Source organism: Aeromonas sp. QDB20 (assembly GCF_027707805.1).
Taxonomy (GTDB): domain Bacteria; phylum Pseudomonadota; class Gammaproteobacteria; order Enterobacterales; family Aeromonadaceae; genus Aeromonas; species Aeromonas dhakensis.
This window is the reverse complement of the sequence record NZ_JAPCJC010000010.1, coordinates 18,273-32,779: the sequence shown is the minus strand read 5'-3', so window position 1 is coordinate 32,779 and position 14,507 is coordinate 18,273. Positions and strand designations below refer to the sequence as shown.

General features: G+C 60.9%; 14 protein-coding genes. 6 read left to right on the top strand and 8 right to left on the bottom strand.

All coding sequences use genetic code 11. The annotated features are described in order from the left end of the window. Positions 1–2: 2 nt before the first annotated feature. Complete coding sequence (locus PG897_RS13415) at positions 3–902, bottom strand: LysR family transcriptional regulator (protein WP_043171984.1); 900 nt, start codon at positions 900–902, stop codon at positions 3–5. A 97-nt stretch (positions 903–999) separates the two neighbouring features. Between PG897_RS13415 and PG897_RS13410 the strand changes: the two genes are divergently transcribed. Continuing rightward, positions 1,000–1,602: a short chain dehydrogenase gene (locus PG897_RS13410; protein WP_043171983.1), complete on the top strand. Its 603-nt coding sequence runs from the start codon at positions 1,000–1,002 to the stop codon at positions 1,600–1,602. A 131-nt stretch (positions 1,603–1,733) separates the two neighbouring features. Here the strand turns inward: PG897_RS13410 and PG897_RS13405 are convergent, their stop codons facing one another. The 3 genes from PG897_RS13405 to dapA form a co-directional block, all read right to left on the bottom strand. Then, positions 1,734–2,837, bottom strand: coding sequence for a phosphoribosylaminoimidazolesuccinocarboxamide synthase (locus PG897_RS13405; RefSeq protein ID WP_270829103.1), 1,104 nt, complete (start codon positions 2,835–2,837; stop codon positions 1,734–1,736). 65 nt (positions 2,838–2,902) lie between these two features. After that, complete coding sequence (bamC, locus tag PG897_RS13400) at positions 2,903–4,027, bottom strand: outer membrane protein assembly factor BamC (protein ID WP_017779109.1); 1,125 nt, start codon at positions 4,025–4,027, stop codon at positions 2,903–2,905. After that, entirely contained in the window at positions 4,020–4,907 is an 888-nt protein-coding gene (gene dapA / locus PG897_RS13395; RefSeq protein ID WP_201881767.1) for a 4-hydroxy-tetrahydrodipicolinate synthase, read from the bottom strand. The genes bamC and dapA overlap by 8 nt, the downstream gene beginning before the upstream one ends. Positions 4,908–5,179: 272 nt before the next feature. On the opposite strand from dapA, the gene PG897_RS13390 reads away from it, so the two are divergent. The 3 genes from PG897_RS13390 to PG897_RS13380 all read left to right on the top strand — a co-directional run bounded on the left by PG897_RS13390 (position 5,180) and on the right by PG897_RS13380 (position 7,106). Beyond that, positions 5,180–5,713, top strand: a complete 534-nt coding sequence (locus tag PG897_RS13390) for a glycine cleavage system protein R (RefSeq protein ID WP_005304323.1) — start codon at positions 5,180–5,182, stop codon at positions 5,711–5,713. 20 nt (positions 5,714–5,733) lie between these two features. After that, positions 5,734–6,198: a thioredoxin-dependent thiol peroxidase gene (bcp, locus tag PG897_RS13385; protein ID WP_201881766.1), complete on the top strand. Its 465-nt coding sequence runs from the start codon at positions 5,734–5,736 to the stop codon at positions 6,196–6,198. A 407-nt stretch (positions 6,199–6,605) separates the two neighbouring features. Beyond that, positions 6,606–7,106, top strand: a complete 501-nt coding sequence (locus PG897_RS13380) for a YfbU family protein (protein ID WP_024942265.1) — start codon at positions 6,606–6,608, stop codon at positions 7,104–7,106. 62 nt (positions 7,107–7,168) lie between these two features. Here the strand turns inward: PG897_RS13380 and yfbV are convergent, their stop codons facing one another. Further along, positions 7,169–7,609 carry a terminus macrodomain insulation protein YfbV gene (yfbV, locus tag PG897_RS13375; RefSeq protein ID WP_017779105.1) on the bottom strand — a complete coding sequence of 147 codons (441 nt, stop codon included), beginning with the start codon at positions 7,607–7,609 and terminating at the stop codon, positions 7,169–7,171. A gap of 302 nt (positions 7,610–7,911) precedes the next feature. On the opposite strand from yfbV, the gene PG897_RS13370 reads away from it, so the two are divergent. Together PG897_RS13370 and pta are read left to right on the top strand one after the other, a co-directional pair. Further along, entirely contained in the window at positions 7,912–9,114 is a 1,203-nt protein-coding gene (locus PG897_RS13370) for an acetate kinase (protein WP_005304335.1), read from the top strand. A gap of 51 nt (positions 9,115–9,165) precedes the next feature. After that, complete coding sequence (gene pta, locus PG897_RS13365; protein WP_017763828.1) at positions 9,166–11,337, top strand: phosphate acetyltransferase; 2,172 nt, start codon at positions 9,166–9,168, stop codon at positions 11,335–11,337. Positions 11,338–11,743: 406 nt separating this feature from the next. Here pta and ilvN read toward each other — a convergent pair whose 3' ends face one another. From ilvN to PG897_RS13350, 3 genes are all read right to left on the bottom strand, one after another. Further along, a complete protein-coding gene (ilvN, locus tag PG897_RS13360) occupies positions 11,744–12,238 on the bottom strand; it encodes an acetolactate synthase small subunit (protein WP_005304342.1) in 495 nt (164 codons plus the stop codon). Next, positions 12,238–13,956 carry an acetolactate synthase 3 large subunit gene (locus tag PG897_RS13355; RefSeq protein ID WP_005304345.1) on the bottom strand — a complete coding sequence of 573 codons (1,719 nt, stop codon included), beginning with the start codon at positions 13,954–13,956 and terminating at the stop codon, positions 12,238–12,240. The genes ilvN and PG897_RS13355 overlap by 1 nt, the downstream gene beginning before the upstream one ends. Before the next feature lie 388 nt (positions 13,957–14,344). Beyond that, positions 14,345–14,497 carry a hypothetical protein gene (locus PG897_RS13350; RefSeq protein WP_005304348.1) on the bottom strand — a complete coding sequence of 51 codons (153 nt, stop codon included), beginning with the start codon at positions 14,495–14,497 and terminating at the stop codon, positions 14,345–14,347. Between the last annotated feature and the right edge of the window lie 10 nt (positions 14,498–14,507).

Genomic DNA, 14,507 nt, shown 5'->3' with positions numbered 1-14,507 from the left:
GTTCAGAGCAGGTAGTGGGGCCGCTCGGCAAACCACTGGGCCAGCACCTGTTTGAACAGCCGGATCTTGCGCGGCACTCGCCGCTGCTGGGCATGCAGGATATGAAGCGGGTGCAGGCCGCTGTGCCACCCATCGAGCACGGTCACCAGCTCCCCCGCCGCCAGTAGGGCATCCACCGCAACCAGCGGACACTTGGCATAGCCCAACCCCGCCCGGGCCAGCTGCAGCGCCGTGCTGTAGTGATTGGCCCGCACCTTGCCTTGCACCAGGATATGCGCCTCCTCCCCCTCCCGGCTGAAGTGCCACTGCTCCCAGGCCGGGTTGCTCCCCATGAGCAGGCAGGCACGCCCGCTGAGCTCATAAGGGGTGGCCGGCTTGCCCTCCCGTGCCACCAGTGTAGGGCTCGCCACCACCACATCCCTGAGCCGGCCCAGCGGCATGGCCACCAGGTTGTCGGGCACCTCGCTCATGGCGCGCAAGGCGATATCATGCTCACCCTGACTCATGTCGACCATCTGATTGGTGAAGTTGAGCTCGACCGCAACCCCGGGGCAAAGCTCGGCGAAGCGAGCCAGCAGCTCACTCACCATGCGATCGCCGGCGCTGATCGGGCAGGTGAAGCGCAGCCGGCCGCCATCCTCTTCGGTCAGGGCCTGGATATCCTGCTCCGCCTGACGGGCCAGCGCGAAGATCTCCCCCGCCTGCTGGTAGAGGGTCGAGCCCGCCTCGGTCAGGCTGAGCCGGCGGGTGGTGCGTTGCAGCAACTGGGCATTGAGAGAGGACTCCAGCGCACTGACATGACGGCTCAGCATCCCCTTGCTCACCCCCAGCGCATCGGCGGCGGCGGAGAAACTGCCCCTTTGTACCACTTCGTAGAAACTGGCCAGATGGGCGATATCCATCATTAGCTCCAATTTGGAAACAATGGGTTTATTTTACGCGCTTTTTCTCCCTTTTCATCGCGCTAGAATCAACACATCCCAACCAGGAGTGAAACAGATGAAGATTGTGATTGTGGGTGCCTCCGGCACCGTCGGCTCCGCCGTCAGCGACTTGCTTGCCAAGGATCACCAGGTGATCCGGGTCGGCCACAGCCAGGGGGATGCCAGGGTCGACATGCGCGATCCCGCCTCCATCAAGGGGCTGTTTGCCAAGCTGGGGCAGTTCGATGCGCTGGTAGTGGCCAGCGGCAGCGCCGCGTTCAACGCCCTGACCGAGATGACCGATGAAGAGTGGCAGCTGGGTATCCAGAGCAAGCTGATGGGCCAGATCAACCTGACCCGCGCCGCCATCCCCCACCTCAACGACAAGGGCTCCATCACCCTGATCAGCGGTATCCTGAGCGAGGAGCCCATCAACTGGGGCGCCAGCGTCACCACCATCAACGGCGCCGTCGAGCACTTCGTCAAGGCGGCCGCCTGCGAACTGCCGCGGGGCCTGCGCATCAACGTGGTGAGCCCGACCGTGCTGGAGGAGTCGATGGATAAATACGCCAGCTTCTTCCCGGGCTTCGTCCCCGTGCCCGCCGCCAGGGTGGCGCAGGCCTACCAGAAATCGGTACTGGGCGTACAGACCGGCCAGGTGTTCAGGGTCAACGGCTGATCACCGCCCTTCTGCCGCCCAGTCGGCACGGCAACAAAAACGGGCCCCTTGATGGGGCCCGTTCCGTGACCGCTGCCGTACCGGCAGGTGGCAAACGTTTGTTTTTACGACAGTAAAAAAGGCGGTACGCCTCAGTCGATCAGCCCGTACTGCTCGCGCAGCACCTCGATGATCTCCTGCTTCGGATTGGCGCTGCGAACCAGCGGCTGACCGATGATCTTCTCTGCGATCCCCACGTAGGTGTTGGAGATGTCCATCATCACCTCGGTCGGCAACTTGTTGTCGCGGGCCAGGGAGAAGCGCTCGGGCATGCGGTGCTTGTTCAGCAGGATGTCCGGATCCGGGAAGTGATTGAGCAGCCACTGGCGGAAGCCCTCTTTGGACTTCTCGACGATCTGGCCGTCGCGCAGGGCGGCGCCGTCCCAGATGCGGGAGCTGTCCGGGGTGCCCACTTCATCCATGTAGATCAGCTTTTCGTTGCCGGCGGCATCCTGGACGTAGCCAAACTCGAACTTGGTGTCGACGAAGACCTGATCCAGCTCGGCCAGCGCGTCACTGATGACGTTGAAGCCTTCTTTGAGCAGCACTTCGTAGCGGTCGATGTCGGCCGGCTTGCTGAAGTTGAAGCCCTGGTAGTGGCGTTCGATGTCGGCACGGGAGACGTTGACGTCATCGGCTTCCGGCACGCCGTCCAGCCCTTTCAGCACGCCCTTGGTGGAGGGGGTGATGAGGATCTCCGGCAGCTTCTGATCCTTTTTCAGTCCTTCCGGCAGGGTGATGCCGCAGAACTCGCGCTCGCCATCCTTGTAGGCACGCCACATGGAGCCGGTGATGTACTGGCGGGCGATCGCCTCGATCATCACGGGACGGGCTTTTTGCACGATCCAGACGAAGGGATGGGGGATGTCCAGGATATGGCTGTCGGCCAGCCCCTTCTCCTTGAACAGCTTGAACCAGTGGCTGGAGATGGCGTTGAGCGCAGCCCCTTTGCCCGGCACACCGTTGAGCCCGTCCACACCCTGCCAGATGCAGTCGAAGGCCGAGATCCGGTCGCTGATCACCATGATGGCGAGCGGCGCATCCGCCGGCACGTCGTAACCCTTCTCGCGGATGAGGCGGGCACTGTCTGCGGCGGTCAGCCAGTAGACGCTGCGCACTTTACCGGAATGGACGGGTTTATCGGTACGGATCGGCAAATCATCGTTCACCGCCAATACTTGGTCTGCAAGACTCATGGCTAATAACACTTCCTGTTTGTGGGGGGTTAACATAACAAAACAGGGGCACAAGGCCCCTGTTTCTATTCTGTTTTTGCAGCTTGGTCAGCCAGACCCTTGGCGAACGCCTCGGACAGGCTGATGTACATCTGGGAGATGACACCGGACGACACGGGCTTCTTGTCCTTGTCGAACAGGGTGATGGAGGTCTTGCCCCCCGCCATCTCGCCAAGCTGGAAGCGATACTTGTCTTCGTCCAGCTTGAACGGCTCGCTGCCCTTGGCCTTCCAGAACTCGCTGCCCGGCTCGTCGTACTCCACGTCGATCCAGCCCAGCGACTGCTGGGTATCCTTGATGGTGAAGCCGTAGGCCGGCAGCACCTGATTGAGACGACGCCACACCTGGTCAAACGAGCCGTCAACGATCCAGGCGCTCAGCTCGTTGTTGTCCAGACCCAGTTCCAGCCCCATGCCATCGTTGGCCTTGTGCTGTTCGCGGGACTTGAGCTGCTTGTCGTAGTAGAGCGAGAACTGGTTGAGGGCCCGGGTCGCGTAGCGCTGGGCATCGGCCGGGGTCAGCTCCTTGCTGGTCTCGCCATCGATGGTCTCCTCGTGATCCAGCACCCGGACCGACATGTTGACGGCGTGGCGCTGGGGATCGTTGCGCAGGGTGAACTGGTAGCGCTGGCGAATGACGAAGTCGTCGTCCTCTTCGCTCCAGCCGTCGAGCGCCTTGGTGTTGTCAAACCAGCCGGTTTGCAACACGCCGGCCTGCTGGTCCAGCTTCTCGGTGGTGACCTTGTACTGGGCGAGGAAGTTCATCAGGAAGGCCCAGGTATCGCGCTCCACGCTCTGGGAGGTGCTGAGGGCATAGAAGGCCATGGTAGGTTCACCGGCATTGGTCACCACCTGGCTGCCCGGTACCACGGTCAGCAGCTGGGCGGGCGGACGCACATCCACCTTGGCCCCGAGGGCACCGTCACGGCTGCTCTCTGGCAGGGGCGGAATGTCGAAACTGCTGTTAAAGGCGGGGGTACTCAACCCGGCCGGCACCAGGAAAGCACGGCCTTCAAGGCGGGCATCCTCGTACTCGAAACCACGGTTGGCCATCTTGCGTTCCTGGGGTGAGCTACAGGCTGCCAGCACGGCAACGGTCGCCACGCTCAGCACCAGGCGCACTGCATTTCCCTTTCCATTTGCTTTAAACACTCGCCATCAACTCCGCAGTCGTCAGTGCTCGCGCCATCGCCCGTTCGCCCTCGGCAGTGAGGTCGGTGAGCGGCAGACGCAAGGTGGCCGTCGCAATCAATCCCAGCTGGGCGCAGGCCCATTTCACCGGGATGGGGCTCGGTTCGCAGAACAGAGTCTGATGCAACGGCATCAATCGATTGTTGATGTCATGCGCCCGCCCGGCATCGCCGGCCAGCGCAGCACGACACATGTCGGCCATCTGGGCCGCTGCAATATTGGTGGTGACCGAAATGACACCGTCACCGCCTTGCAGCATAAAATCACATCCACTGGCATCATCGCCACTATAAAGTGCGAATTGCGCACCACACAGCTCACGCAGCAGCGGTGTACGGCTCAGATCCCCGGTGGCCTCTTTCAGGCCTATGATGCCGGGCACCCTGGCCAGTCTGGCTACCGTTTCCGGTTTGAGATCGCAACCGGTACGACCGGGCACATTATAAAGAATTTGGGGCAGACCACTAGCCTCGGCGATCGCACAATAGTGACGATAGAGACCTTCCTGGGTGGGTTTGTTGTAATAAGGTGTGACCGAGAGACCCGCCACCACGCCGGTTTCGGCTAAGCGCTTGGCCAGGGCGACGGCATGGGCGGTATTGTTGGAACCACAGCCGGCGATGACCGGGATGCGTCCGGCGGCCAGTGCCACGGTTTTCTCCACGACGGCAATGTGCTCCTGCTCGCTCAGGGTCACCGACTCCCCCGTGGTCCCCACCGCGACGATGGCGCTGGTTCCGGCGCTGACATGATACTCGACCAGATTGGCAAGACTGGCCCAATCGACTTCACCTGAAGCCAGCATGGGGGTAACGAGGGCAACAATACTACCGCGCAACATGGATATTTCTCCCGATTTTCAGGGGCGTTATGGTAAAGCTGCCCCCTTGGAAAAACAAGGGAGGCCACGGCCAAGCCGTGTTACCATCCGGCACAAACAGCCGTGCGCAAGCGCCGGAAACTGGCGCCGGAACCGGGCCGCCACCACCCGGCAGGACGCTTGCCACAACGAGATTCTCAGCAGGGTCGCCACGCGGCCGCGCGGGCCAGATCCCTTCGGTCGACGTGCCCGCCGCCCGCATTCGCCACCCGCTAATGGACGAGAGAAGATTTATGACTCATTACCTGGTCGTAACGGCCATCGGCACGGACAGGCCTGGCATCGTCAATGAGGTCACCCGCCACGTCAGTGGTTGTGGCTGCAACATTGTCGACAGCCGTCTTGGCATCTTCGGCAATGAATTCACCTTCATCATGCTGCTGTCCGGTGACTGGAACAGCCTGATGCAGCTCGAGATAAGCCTGCCCCTGCGCAGTCAGGAGTGGGACCTCATCACCATGATGAAACGCACCGAGCGCCACCAGTCGCTGCAATACGACATCAGCGCCAACGCCGAGATCCTGATCCGGGACCAGCCGGGCATCGTAAGCCAGTGCACCCAGTTCTTCAGCGATCACGGCTGGGACATCCAGGCCATGCAGACCATCACCCTGGAACAGCAGCCGTTCAACCTGCTCAAGGCCAGCTTTCAGCTCAATCTGGCCAAGCAGGGGGAAGCGGCCGGCTCGCAGGCGGCCTTCGCCGGATTCTGTCGTGAACTGGGCGCAGAATCGTTCGAATTCATCGTCAACAACAAACACGCCTGACGGCTCATCAAGGAGATCCCATGCAACCTTTATCCGCTGGCAGCCTGGCCCCCGACTTTTCCCTCTCCGACCAGGATGGCAACCAGGTGTGCCTGGCCGACCTGCGCGGCAAGAAAGTGCTCGTCTATTTCTACCCCAAGGCGATGACCCCGGGCTGCACCACCCAGGCCTGCGGCCTGCGCGACGTCAACGCCGAACTGGCCGCCCTCAATGTGGTGGTGCTCGGCATCAGCCCGGATAACGCCAAGCGGCTGAAAAAATTCGAGGAGCGCGACAACCTGAACTTCCGCCTGCTGGCCGATGAAGATCATGCGGTGGCCGATGCGTTTGGCGTCTGGGGCCCGAAGAAGTTCATGGGCAAGGAGTATGATGGTATCCACCGGCTCAGCTTCCTCATCGACGAAGAGGGCAAGATTGCCCACCGCTTCGACAAGTTCAAGACCAGCGATCACCATCAGGTGGTGCTCGATCTGCTCAAGGGCTGAACCACAGATACCGGTACTGCTGATATGAAAAGGGCCTGCAAGCGCAGGCCCTTTTTTATTCGCATGTCTCAGCCCTTCCGCATTGCAGACGAGGGACACGCGATCTCCCCCATTCGGTCACCTGCCCGGATGAGGGGCGGCAGCCTTGTTGTTTTCCATGGCGGGGCTGTGTGCATCCATAACTGGATGCCTTGGTGACGGGTCTTTCGGTACAAGCCAAATGACGCCCTTATTGTTGCGCCAACAGGCCAGAAAGCAAGGTGCCGGCCGTTACATTTAATTAACCAACCCGCGCCTGCGCTGATTTCCCGCCCCGCAATCTCGCCAACCTCCCCTGCCAGATCAAAAAATTCATCCTATATATGGGTTAACGTGACCCCAGTTTCATTTTCCAGTGAGAAAAGCCCATGAACATGAGCCACACCGAACGTCTGATCCTGAGCAACCAGTACGAGATCCTGGCCAAACTCAATCCGGAGAAGGCGGCATTTTACCAACGGGCCAGCACCATCATCGAGCGCGGCTACTGCCTGCAGATCCTCGAACTGGAGAAGAGCTTCGGCCATCTGGAACTGGCCACCTGCCAGGAGGTTATCGACACCCTGGAGCTGCACCATGCGCTGGCCATCTCCTGGGGCAACCTGGACGCAGCCGATCAAGGCGAAATCAATGCCAGCCGGCTGGAGTTCAACGGCTACAGCCGCAGCCAGGAGCGGGAGCTGGCCGATTACGTCTGCTTCCTGCTGGAGGTGGACAAGCGCTTCCCCGAGCTCAAGTGCCCCTGCGACGAGCTCTCCAGCGACATCGCCATGCGTGACAAGTACCAGCGCATGCTGGCGGTCTGGCGCCAGTGCCCGCGCCAGTACAAGCTCTCCATCCAGGAGATCCGCAAGGTATTGGCGGCCTGATCCGGCAGCCATGAAAAAGGCGCCGCGAGGCGCCTTTGTCCGGTTGGCAGGCCCGTGGGGCCTCACTCGTAGAGGAAGGATTTGTCCAGCTGCTTGAAGGCGGCGTTGAGGGTATCGGCCAGCTCTTCGTATCTCGGCTGAGCCACCAGCTGGCGCTGACCGCCCTGTTCGTTCATCTTGCCGTTGATCTCGCGATACCAGCTGGCAAGGGAGGGCGGCAACCGGGTATCGGCACGCTGGCCAAGCCAGTAATAGCCCTGCAGCGGCAGGCTGAGCAGAAACAGCACCGAGGTCATGACGGAAGGCCAGTAGTGCTGCTCGCCAAACTGAAACTGCAGCATGACGCTGAGCACCGCCAGCGCAGGAATCACCTTGAGGGCAAACTCGGTGGCCTTGATCACCCGATTCTCCGGGAACATGGAATTAAGCTCGGGACGGCGGGGCCAAAGGGTCATATAATGACGGCCTTGCTGTAACTTAGTTCCAAAAATGTTCATGCTCATGCTACCTCCGAGCTCTTTTTGAACGTATTAACGGCAAAACCACGACAATATTTGATGCGCAATAACAAAGGTTGAGGATGACTTTGTTATTTTTCAACAATCGGGTTATCCTTTGTACGCCCAATTTTTGCGCCAACGGCCTGCCGTTGAGCCGTCAGGGACGTCTGGATTTCGGGTCTTGTATCACTATACAAGGGGCAAGCAACAGATTGCCAACCCTCATAAGGATAAGTTGAAAGTTTTTGGACACAGCGCGTCCAACGCATCCTCCTACACAACCCAATCTGCGATAGGATTTATTCATGAGTAAGCTGGTTCTTGTTCTTAACTGTGGCAGCTCTTCCCTGAAGTTTGCTGTCATTGACGCAACCACCGGTGATGACCTGCTGTCCGGCCTGGCCGAGTGCTTCAACCTCGACGACGCCCGCATCAAGTGGAAACTGAACGGCGAGAAAGGCAGTGCCGATCTGGGCGCCGGTGCCGCTCACCAGGAAGCGCTGGACTACATCGTCAACAAGATCCTGCCGCTCAACCCGGAGCTGTCCAAGAACCTGATCGCCATCGGCCACCGTGTCGTACACGGCGGCGAGCGCTTCACCTCCTCCGTGCGCATCTGCGACGACGTGATCGCCGGCATCGAAGCCGCCGTACCGTACGCCCCGCTGCACAACCCGGCTCACCTGATCGGTATTCGTGAAGCCCGTCGTGTGTTCCCGGCGCTGGCCGAGAAGAACGTGGCCGTGTTCGACACCGCTTTCCACCAGACCATGCCGGAAGAAGCCTTCCTGTACGCCCTGCCGTACAAACTCTACAAAGAGAACGGCATCCGTCGCTACGGCGCCCACGGCACCAGCCACTACTACATCAGCCTGGAAGCGGCCAAGCAGCTGAACAAGCCGGTGGAAGAGCTGAACATCATCAACTGCCACCTGGGCAACGGCGGCTCCGTCTGCGCCATCAAGAACGGCCAGTCCGTCGACACCTCCATGGGTCTGACCCCGCTGGAAGGCCTGGTGATGGGTACCCGCTCCGGCGACATCGATCCGGCCATCATCTTCTTCCTGCACGACAAGCTGGGCATGAGCGTTGATCAGATCAACACCATGCTGACCAAAGAGTCCGGCCTGCAGGGTCTGACCGAAGTAACTTCCGACTGCCGTTTCGTTGAAGACAACTACGACAGCAAAGAAGAAGCCAAGCGTGCCATGGACGTTTACTGCTATCGCCTGGCCAAGTACATCGGCGCCTACGCTGCCGCCATGGACGGTCGTCTGGACGCCGTGGTCTTCACCGGTGGTATCGGTGAAAACTCCGCCCCGATCCGTGAAATCACCCTGAACAAACTGGGTCTGCTGGGCTTCGACGTCGATCACGACGCCAACCTGAAGGCTCGCTTCGGCAAGGGTGGCGAGATCACCAAGGCTGGCTCCACCAAGGCCCTGGTTATCCCGACCAACGAAGAGTGGGTCATCGCCCACGACGCGCTGGAACTGGTCGGCGCATAATTTCGCTGTAGAGCAAGGCCGCCCAAGGGCGGCCTTTTCCTGATCCCAAAAATGAACAAGGGGTATAAAGTGGCACGCACTATTATGCTTATCCCGGTCGGCACTGGTGTCGGCGTAACTTCCGTGAGCCTTGGCGTCGTTCGCGCCATGGAACGTCACGGTGTCAATGTCAGCTTCTTCAAACCGGTCGCTCAGCCGCGTCCGGGTGAAACCGGTACCGAGCGTTCCACCGCCGTGATCCGCGCTGCTGCCAACATCAACCCGCCCGAGCCGTTCGCCCTCTCCTACGCCGAGAACATGATCACCTCCAGCAACACCGACATCCTGCTGGAAGAGATCGTGGCCCGCTTCGAAGAGCACGTGAAGGCCAGCGGTGCCGAAGTGCTGGTCATCGAAGGCATGGTGCCGACCGACAAGCAGCCGTTTGCCAACAAGCTGAACTACGACGTCGCCAAGGCGCTGGACGCCGACATGGTGTTCGTGACCCACCCGGGCAACGACTCCAGCCAGAAGCTGAAAGAGCGCATCGAGCTTGCTTGCTCCAACTTCGGTGGCGTCAGCAACCCCCGCATCGTGGGCTGCGTCATCAACAAGGTGGGTGCACCGGTTGACGAGCACGGCGTGACCCGCCCCGACCTGACCGAGATGTTCGAAGCCCATCACCACGGCGCCGACACCGCTCACAACCTGGAAGTACTGCAGGTATTCGGCAAGAGCCCGCTGCGCATCCTCGGCTGCATCCCCTGGAACACCCAGCTGATCGCCCCGCGCGCCAAGGATCTCGCCAAGCACCTGGCCGCCAAGATCCTGCACAAGGGTGAGCTGGACAGCCGCCGTCTGCAGACCGTGACCTTCTGCGCCCGCTCCATCCACAACATGATCGAGCACTTCCGTCCGGGCAGCCTGCTGGTCACCTCCGGCGACCGTTCCGACGTCATCGTCTCCGCCTGCCTCTCCGCCATGAACGGCGTCAAGCTGGGCGCCCTGCTGCTGACCGGCAACTATCACCCGGAACCCCAGGTGATGGCGCTGTGCCAACAGGCCATGGCTACCGGCCTGCCGATCATGATCACCGGCACCAACACCTGGCAGACCGCCGTCAGCCTGCAGAACTTCAACGTCGACATCCCGGAAGATGACCGCGAGCGTATCGAGCTGGTGCAGGACTATGTGGCCGGCCACATCGACAAGCACTGGATCGAGTCTCTCTCCGCCAAGTCCACCCGCTCCCGTCGCCTGAGCCCGCCGGCCTTCCGTTACCAGCTGACCGAGCTGGCCCGTCAGGCCAACAAGCGCGTCGTGCTGCCGGAAGGGGAAGAGCCGCGCACCATCAAGGCTGCCGCCATCTGTGCCGAGCGTGGCATCGCCCGTCCGGTGCTGCTGGGCAACCCGGAAGAGATCCGTCGCGTCGCCGAACAGCAGGGCGTGGTACTGACCGACCGCGTCGAGATCATCGATCCGGTTGCCGTGCGCGAGCGCTATGTGGCCCGTCTGGTCGAGCTGCGCAAGAACAAGGGCATGACCGAAGTGGTTGCCCGCGAACAGCTGGAAGACAACGTGGTACTGGGTACCATGATGCTGGAGCGCAACGAAGTCGACGGTCTGGTATCCGGCGCGGTGCACACCACTGCCAACACCATCCGTCCGCCGATGCAGATCATCAAGACCGCCCCGGGCTCTTCCCTGATCTCCTCCATCTTCTTCATGCTGCTGCCGGATCAGGTACTGGTCTACGGTGACTGCGCGATCAATCCGGACCCCACTGCCGAGCAGCTGGCCGAGATCGCCATCCAGTCCGCCGACTCCGCTGCCGCCTTCGGCATCGAGCCGCGTGTGGCCATGATCTCCTACTCCACCGGCACCTCCGGCGCCGGCGCAGACGTAGAGAAAGTGCGTGAAGCGACCGAACTGGCCAAGGCCAAGCGCCCCGACCTCATCATCGACGGTCCGCTGCAGTACGATGCCGCCATCATGGAGAACGTGGCCAAGTCCAAGGCACCGAACTCTCCGGTTGCCGGCAAGGCCACCGTGTTCGTGTTCCCGGATCTGAATACTGGCAACACCACCTACAAGGCGGTACAGCGCTCCGCTGATCTGGTCTCCATCGGCCCCATGCTGCAAGGCATGCGCAAGCCGGTCAACGACCTGTCCCGCGGCGCCCTGGTTGACGACATCGTCTACACCATCGCCCTGACCGGTATTCAGGCAGCCCAGGCCGAGTAATCGTCCTCGGCTCTGCCTGCTGAAAAACCCGCCGCAAGGCGGGTTTTTTTATGGCTGATTTGGGGAAATGTTGATCCGCAAGATCAAATCTGGATCCTGGCAGGATCACCTGCTCGGCGACAGGCGCCAGTCCTGCAAGGGCGGCGGGATAAGCAAACACTCACACCCGCCAGAGTCGATTGCACAATTGCGCCCCAGCGCAGATCAGATCCAAATATCCTTTTAAGATCAGCACACTAACGCCAGACACACCGCTAATCTACAGAGTTTTCCACAGCTTTTGTGGATAGTTTACCGATCATTTGAAAGAAAATGACAGACTCGTGCCAGCCCTCCATTTCACCAAGCGCCCACAAGAAAGGGGCTCCGAGGAGCCCCTTTAATCTGCCTGCTGCCAAGCGATAGCTCAGGGACGCAGCGCCTTGTCGGCGCGGGAGATGCCACACACCCCGGAGCGCACCACTTCGACAATCTCGTTGGTCTGGGCGGCGGTCTTGATGAAGGCATCCAGCTTCTCGCTGGTCCCCACCAGCTGCACCGTGTAGAGCTCGGGGGTGACGTCGACGATCTGGCCGCGGAAGATATCCGCCAGCCGTTTCAGCTCGTCGCGGCCACCACCGGCGGCGCGCGCCTTGACCAGGGCGATTTCCCGCTCGATGTGCTCCCCTTCGCTGAGATCACACACCTTGAGCACGTCCACCAGCTTGTGCAGCTGTTTCTGGATCTGCTCCAGCACCCGCTCGTCCCCCATGGTGACTATGGTCATGCGCGACAGGGTGGGATCCTCGGTGGGGGCCACCGTCAGGGTCTCGATGTTGTAGCCGCGCTGGGAGAAGAGGCCCACCACACGGCTCAGGGCGCCGGATTCGTTCTCCAGCAGAACGGAAATTATATGTCTCATCAGGTTCTCTCCGTCTTGCTCAGCCACATCTCGTCCATGGCACCGAACTTTATCTGCATTGGATAGACGTGCTCATCCGGGTCGACCGAGATGTCCATGAACACCAGCCGATCCTTCATGGCGAAGGCCTTCTCCATGGCGCTCTCCAGCTCCGCCGGATCGCTCACCGCGATACCGACGTGGCCATAGGCTTCCGCCAGTTTGACGAAGTCCGGCAGAGATTCCATGTAGGAGTGGCTGTGACGGCCGCCGTAGAACATCTTCTGCCACTGCTTGACCATGCCAAGGGCGCGGTTGTTGATGGAGATGATCTTGATGGGCACCCCGTACTGCATGCAGGTGGAGAGCTCCTGAATGTTCATCTGCACCGAGCCATCGCCGGTGACGCAGCAGACCACGGCATCCGGGTTGGCAAACTGGGCCCCCATGGCGGCCGGAATGCCGAACCCCATGGTGCCGAGGCCGCCGGAGTTGATCCACTGGCGCGGCTTGGCGAACGGGTAGTAGAGGGCGGCAAACATCTGGTGCTGGCCCACGTCGGAGGCCACGAACGCCTCCCCCTTGGTCACCTTGTAGAGGGTCTCGATCACCTGCTGCGGCTTGATCAGGGTGGGGTGGGTCTCATAGGCCAGGCAGTTGCGCGAACGCCACTGGCCGATCTGGCTCCACCAGTCCGCCAGCGCCTGCTTGTCGTTGTCGAAGCCGCACTCGCGGATCACTTCCAGCATCTGCTCCAGCACGGTTTCCACCGAGCCGACGATGGGCACATGGGCCTGCACCGTCTTGGAGATGGAGGTGGGATCGATGTCGATGTGGACTATGGTGGCGTTGGGACAGAACTTGGCCACATTGTTGGTGACGCGGTCATCGAAACGGGCACCCACGGCGAAGATGAGATCCGCGTTGTGCATGCTCTTGTTCGCTTCGAAGGTACCGTGCATGCCGAGCATGCCGATGAACTGCGGATGGGTGCCAGAGAAGGCCCCCAGCCCCATCAGGGTGGTGGTCACCGGCAGATTCAGCAGCTCGGCCAGCTTGGTCACCAGGTGATCCGCATTGGCATTGATGGCACCGCCACCGACATACATCACCGGCCGGCTCGCCTCCACCAGCAGCTTGGCGGCACGCTTGATCTGGCCCTTGTGACCCGACTTGGTCGGGTTGTAGGAGCGCAGGGAGACCGTCTCCGGGTACTCGTAGGGGAATTTTTCTTTCGGGTTCTGCACGTCTTTGGGCAGATCCACCACCACCGGCCCCGGGCGGCCGCTGGCGGCAATGTAGTAGGCCTTCTTGATGGCGGCCGGAATGTCGCTGGCTTTCTTGCACAGGAAGCTGTGCTTCACCACCGGGCGGGAGATGCCGATCATGTCGGTCTCCTGGAACGCATCCTCCCCGATCATGCTGGTCGGCACCTGGCCGGACAGGATCACCAGGGGGATGGAGTCCATGTAGGCGGTCGCGATCCCCGTGATGCAGTTGGTGGCGCCGGGACCCGAGGTCACCAGCACTGTGCCCACCTTGCCGGTGGAGCGGGCGTAACCGTCCGCCATGTGCACCGCGGCCTGCTCGTGCCGCACCAGGACATGCTCCATCTTGCCGTTTTCAAAGAGAGCGTCATAGATGTCGAGCACTGAGCCACCAGGGTAGCCGAAAACGTGCTCAACTCCCTGATCTTCCAGCGCTCTAACCACCATCTGGGCGCCTGATAACATCTCCATGATAAAGCCCTCCAGGCTTTGCTCCGTTAAGCGAAAGCTATCGGCAGTCCGCTGCTTCCCGGCACCGCCGGCCCGTGCGTTGTTGTTGTCTGAATACGGACCCGGCGAGTTCGGCGCTGTCGATAGTAGAAAAATAGGTTTTTTCCATCATTCACCCGCAAAGCGGGTGAAAAACCAACTTAACCCGCTTGTGAACGGTTGTCCACGGCTTTGTCTGACCACAACAGTCATAAATTTCAAACAACTATTAACATTCAGTGACTTGCTGGAAAGGGTGGGAACAATGCGGGGAAGATGGGCGGCAAGCCAGCGGATCATGCTGCAACAGCCGCCAAACGCGGAAAAAAATGGCCCACCGCCAGGGTGGGCCTTGGTGGCAGGCTGCGGATCAGTGATCCTGTTCCGGCTCCGCCAGCCAGATCTGCTGATCCGGATCCGTCTCTTCGCAGACCGAGATGCTGACCCCCATGTCCAGCAGCTCGTGCAGGGTGAGATTGTCCGCCAGGTTCATGGTGTCGCCGTTTTCATTGGTAAAGCGCATGGTGTCCGTC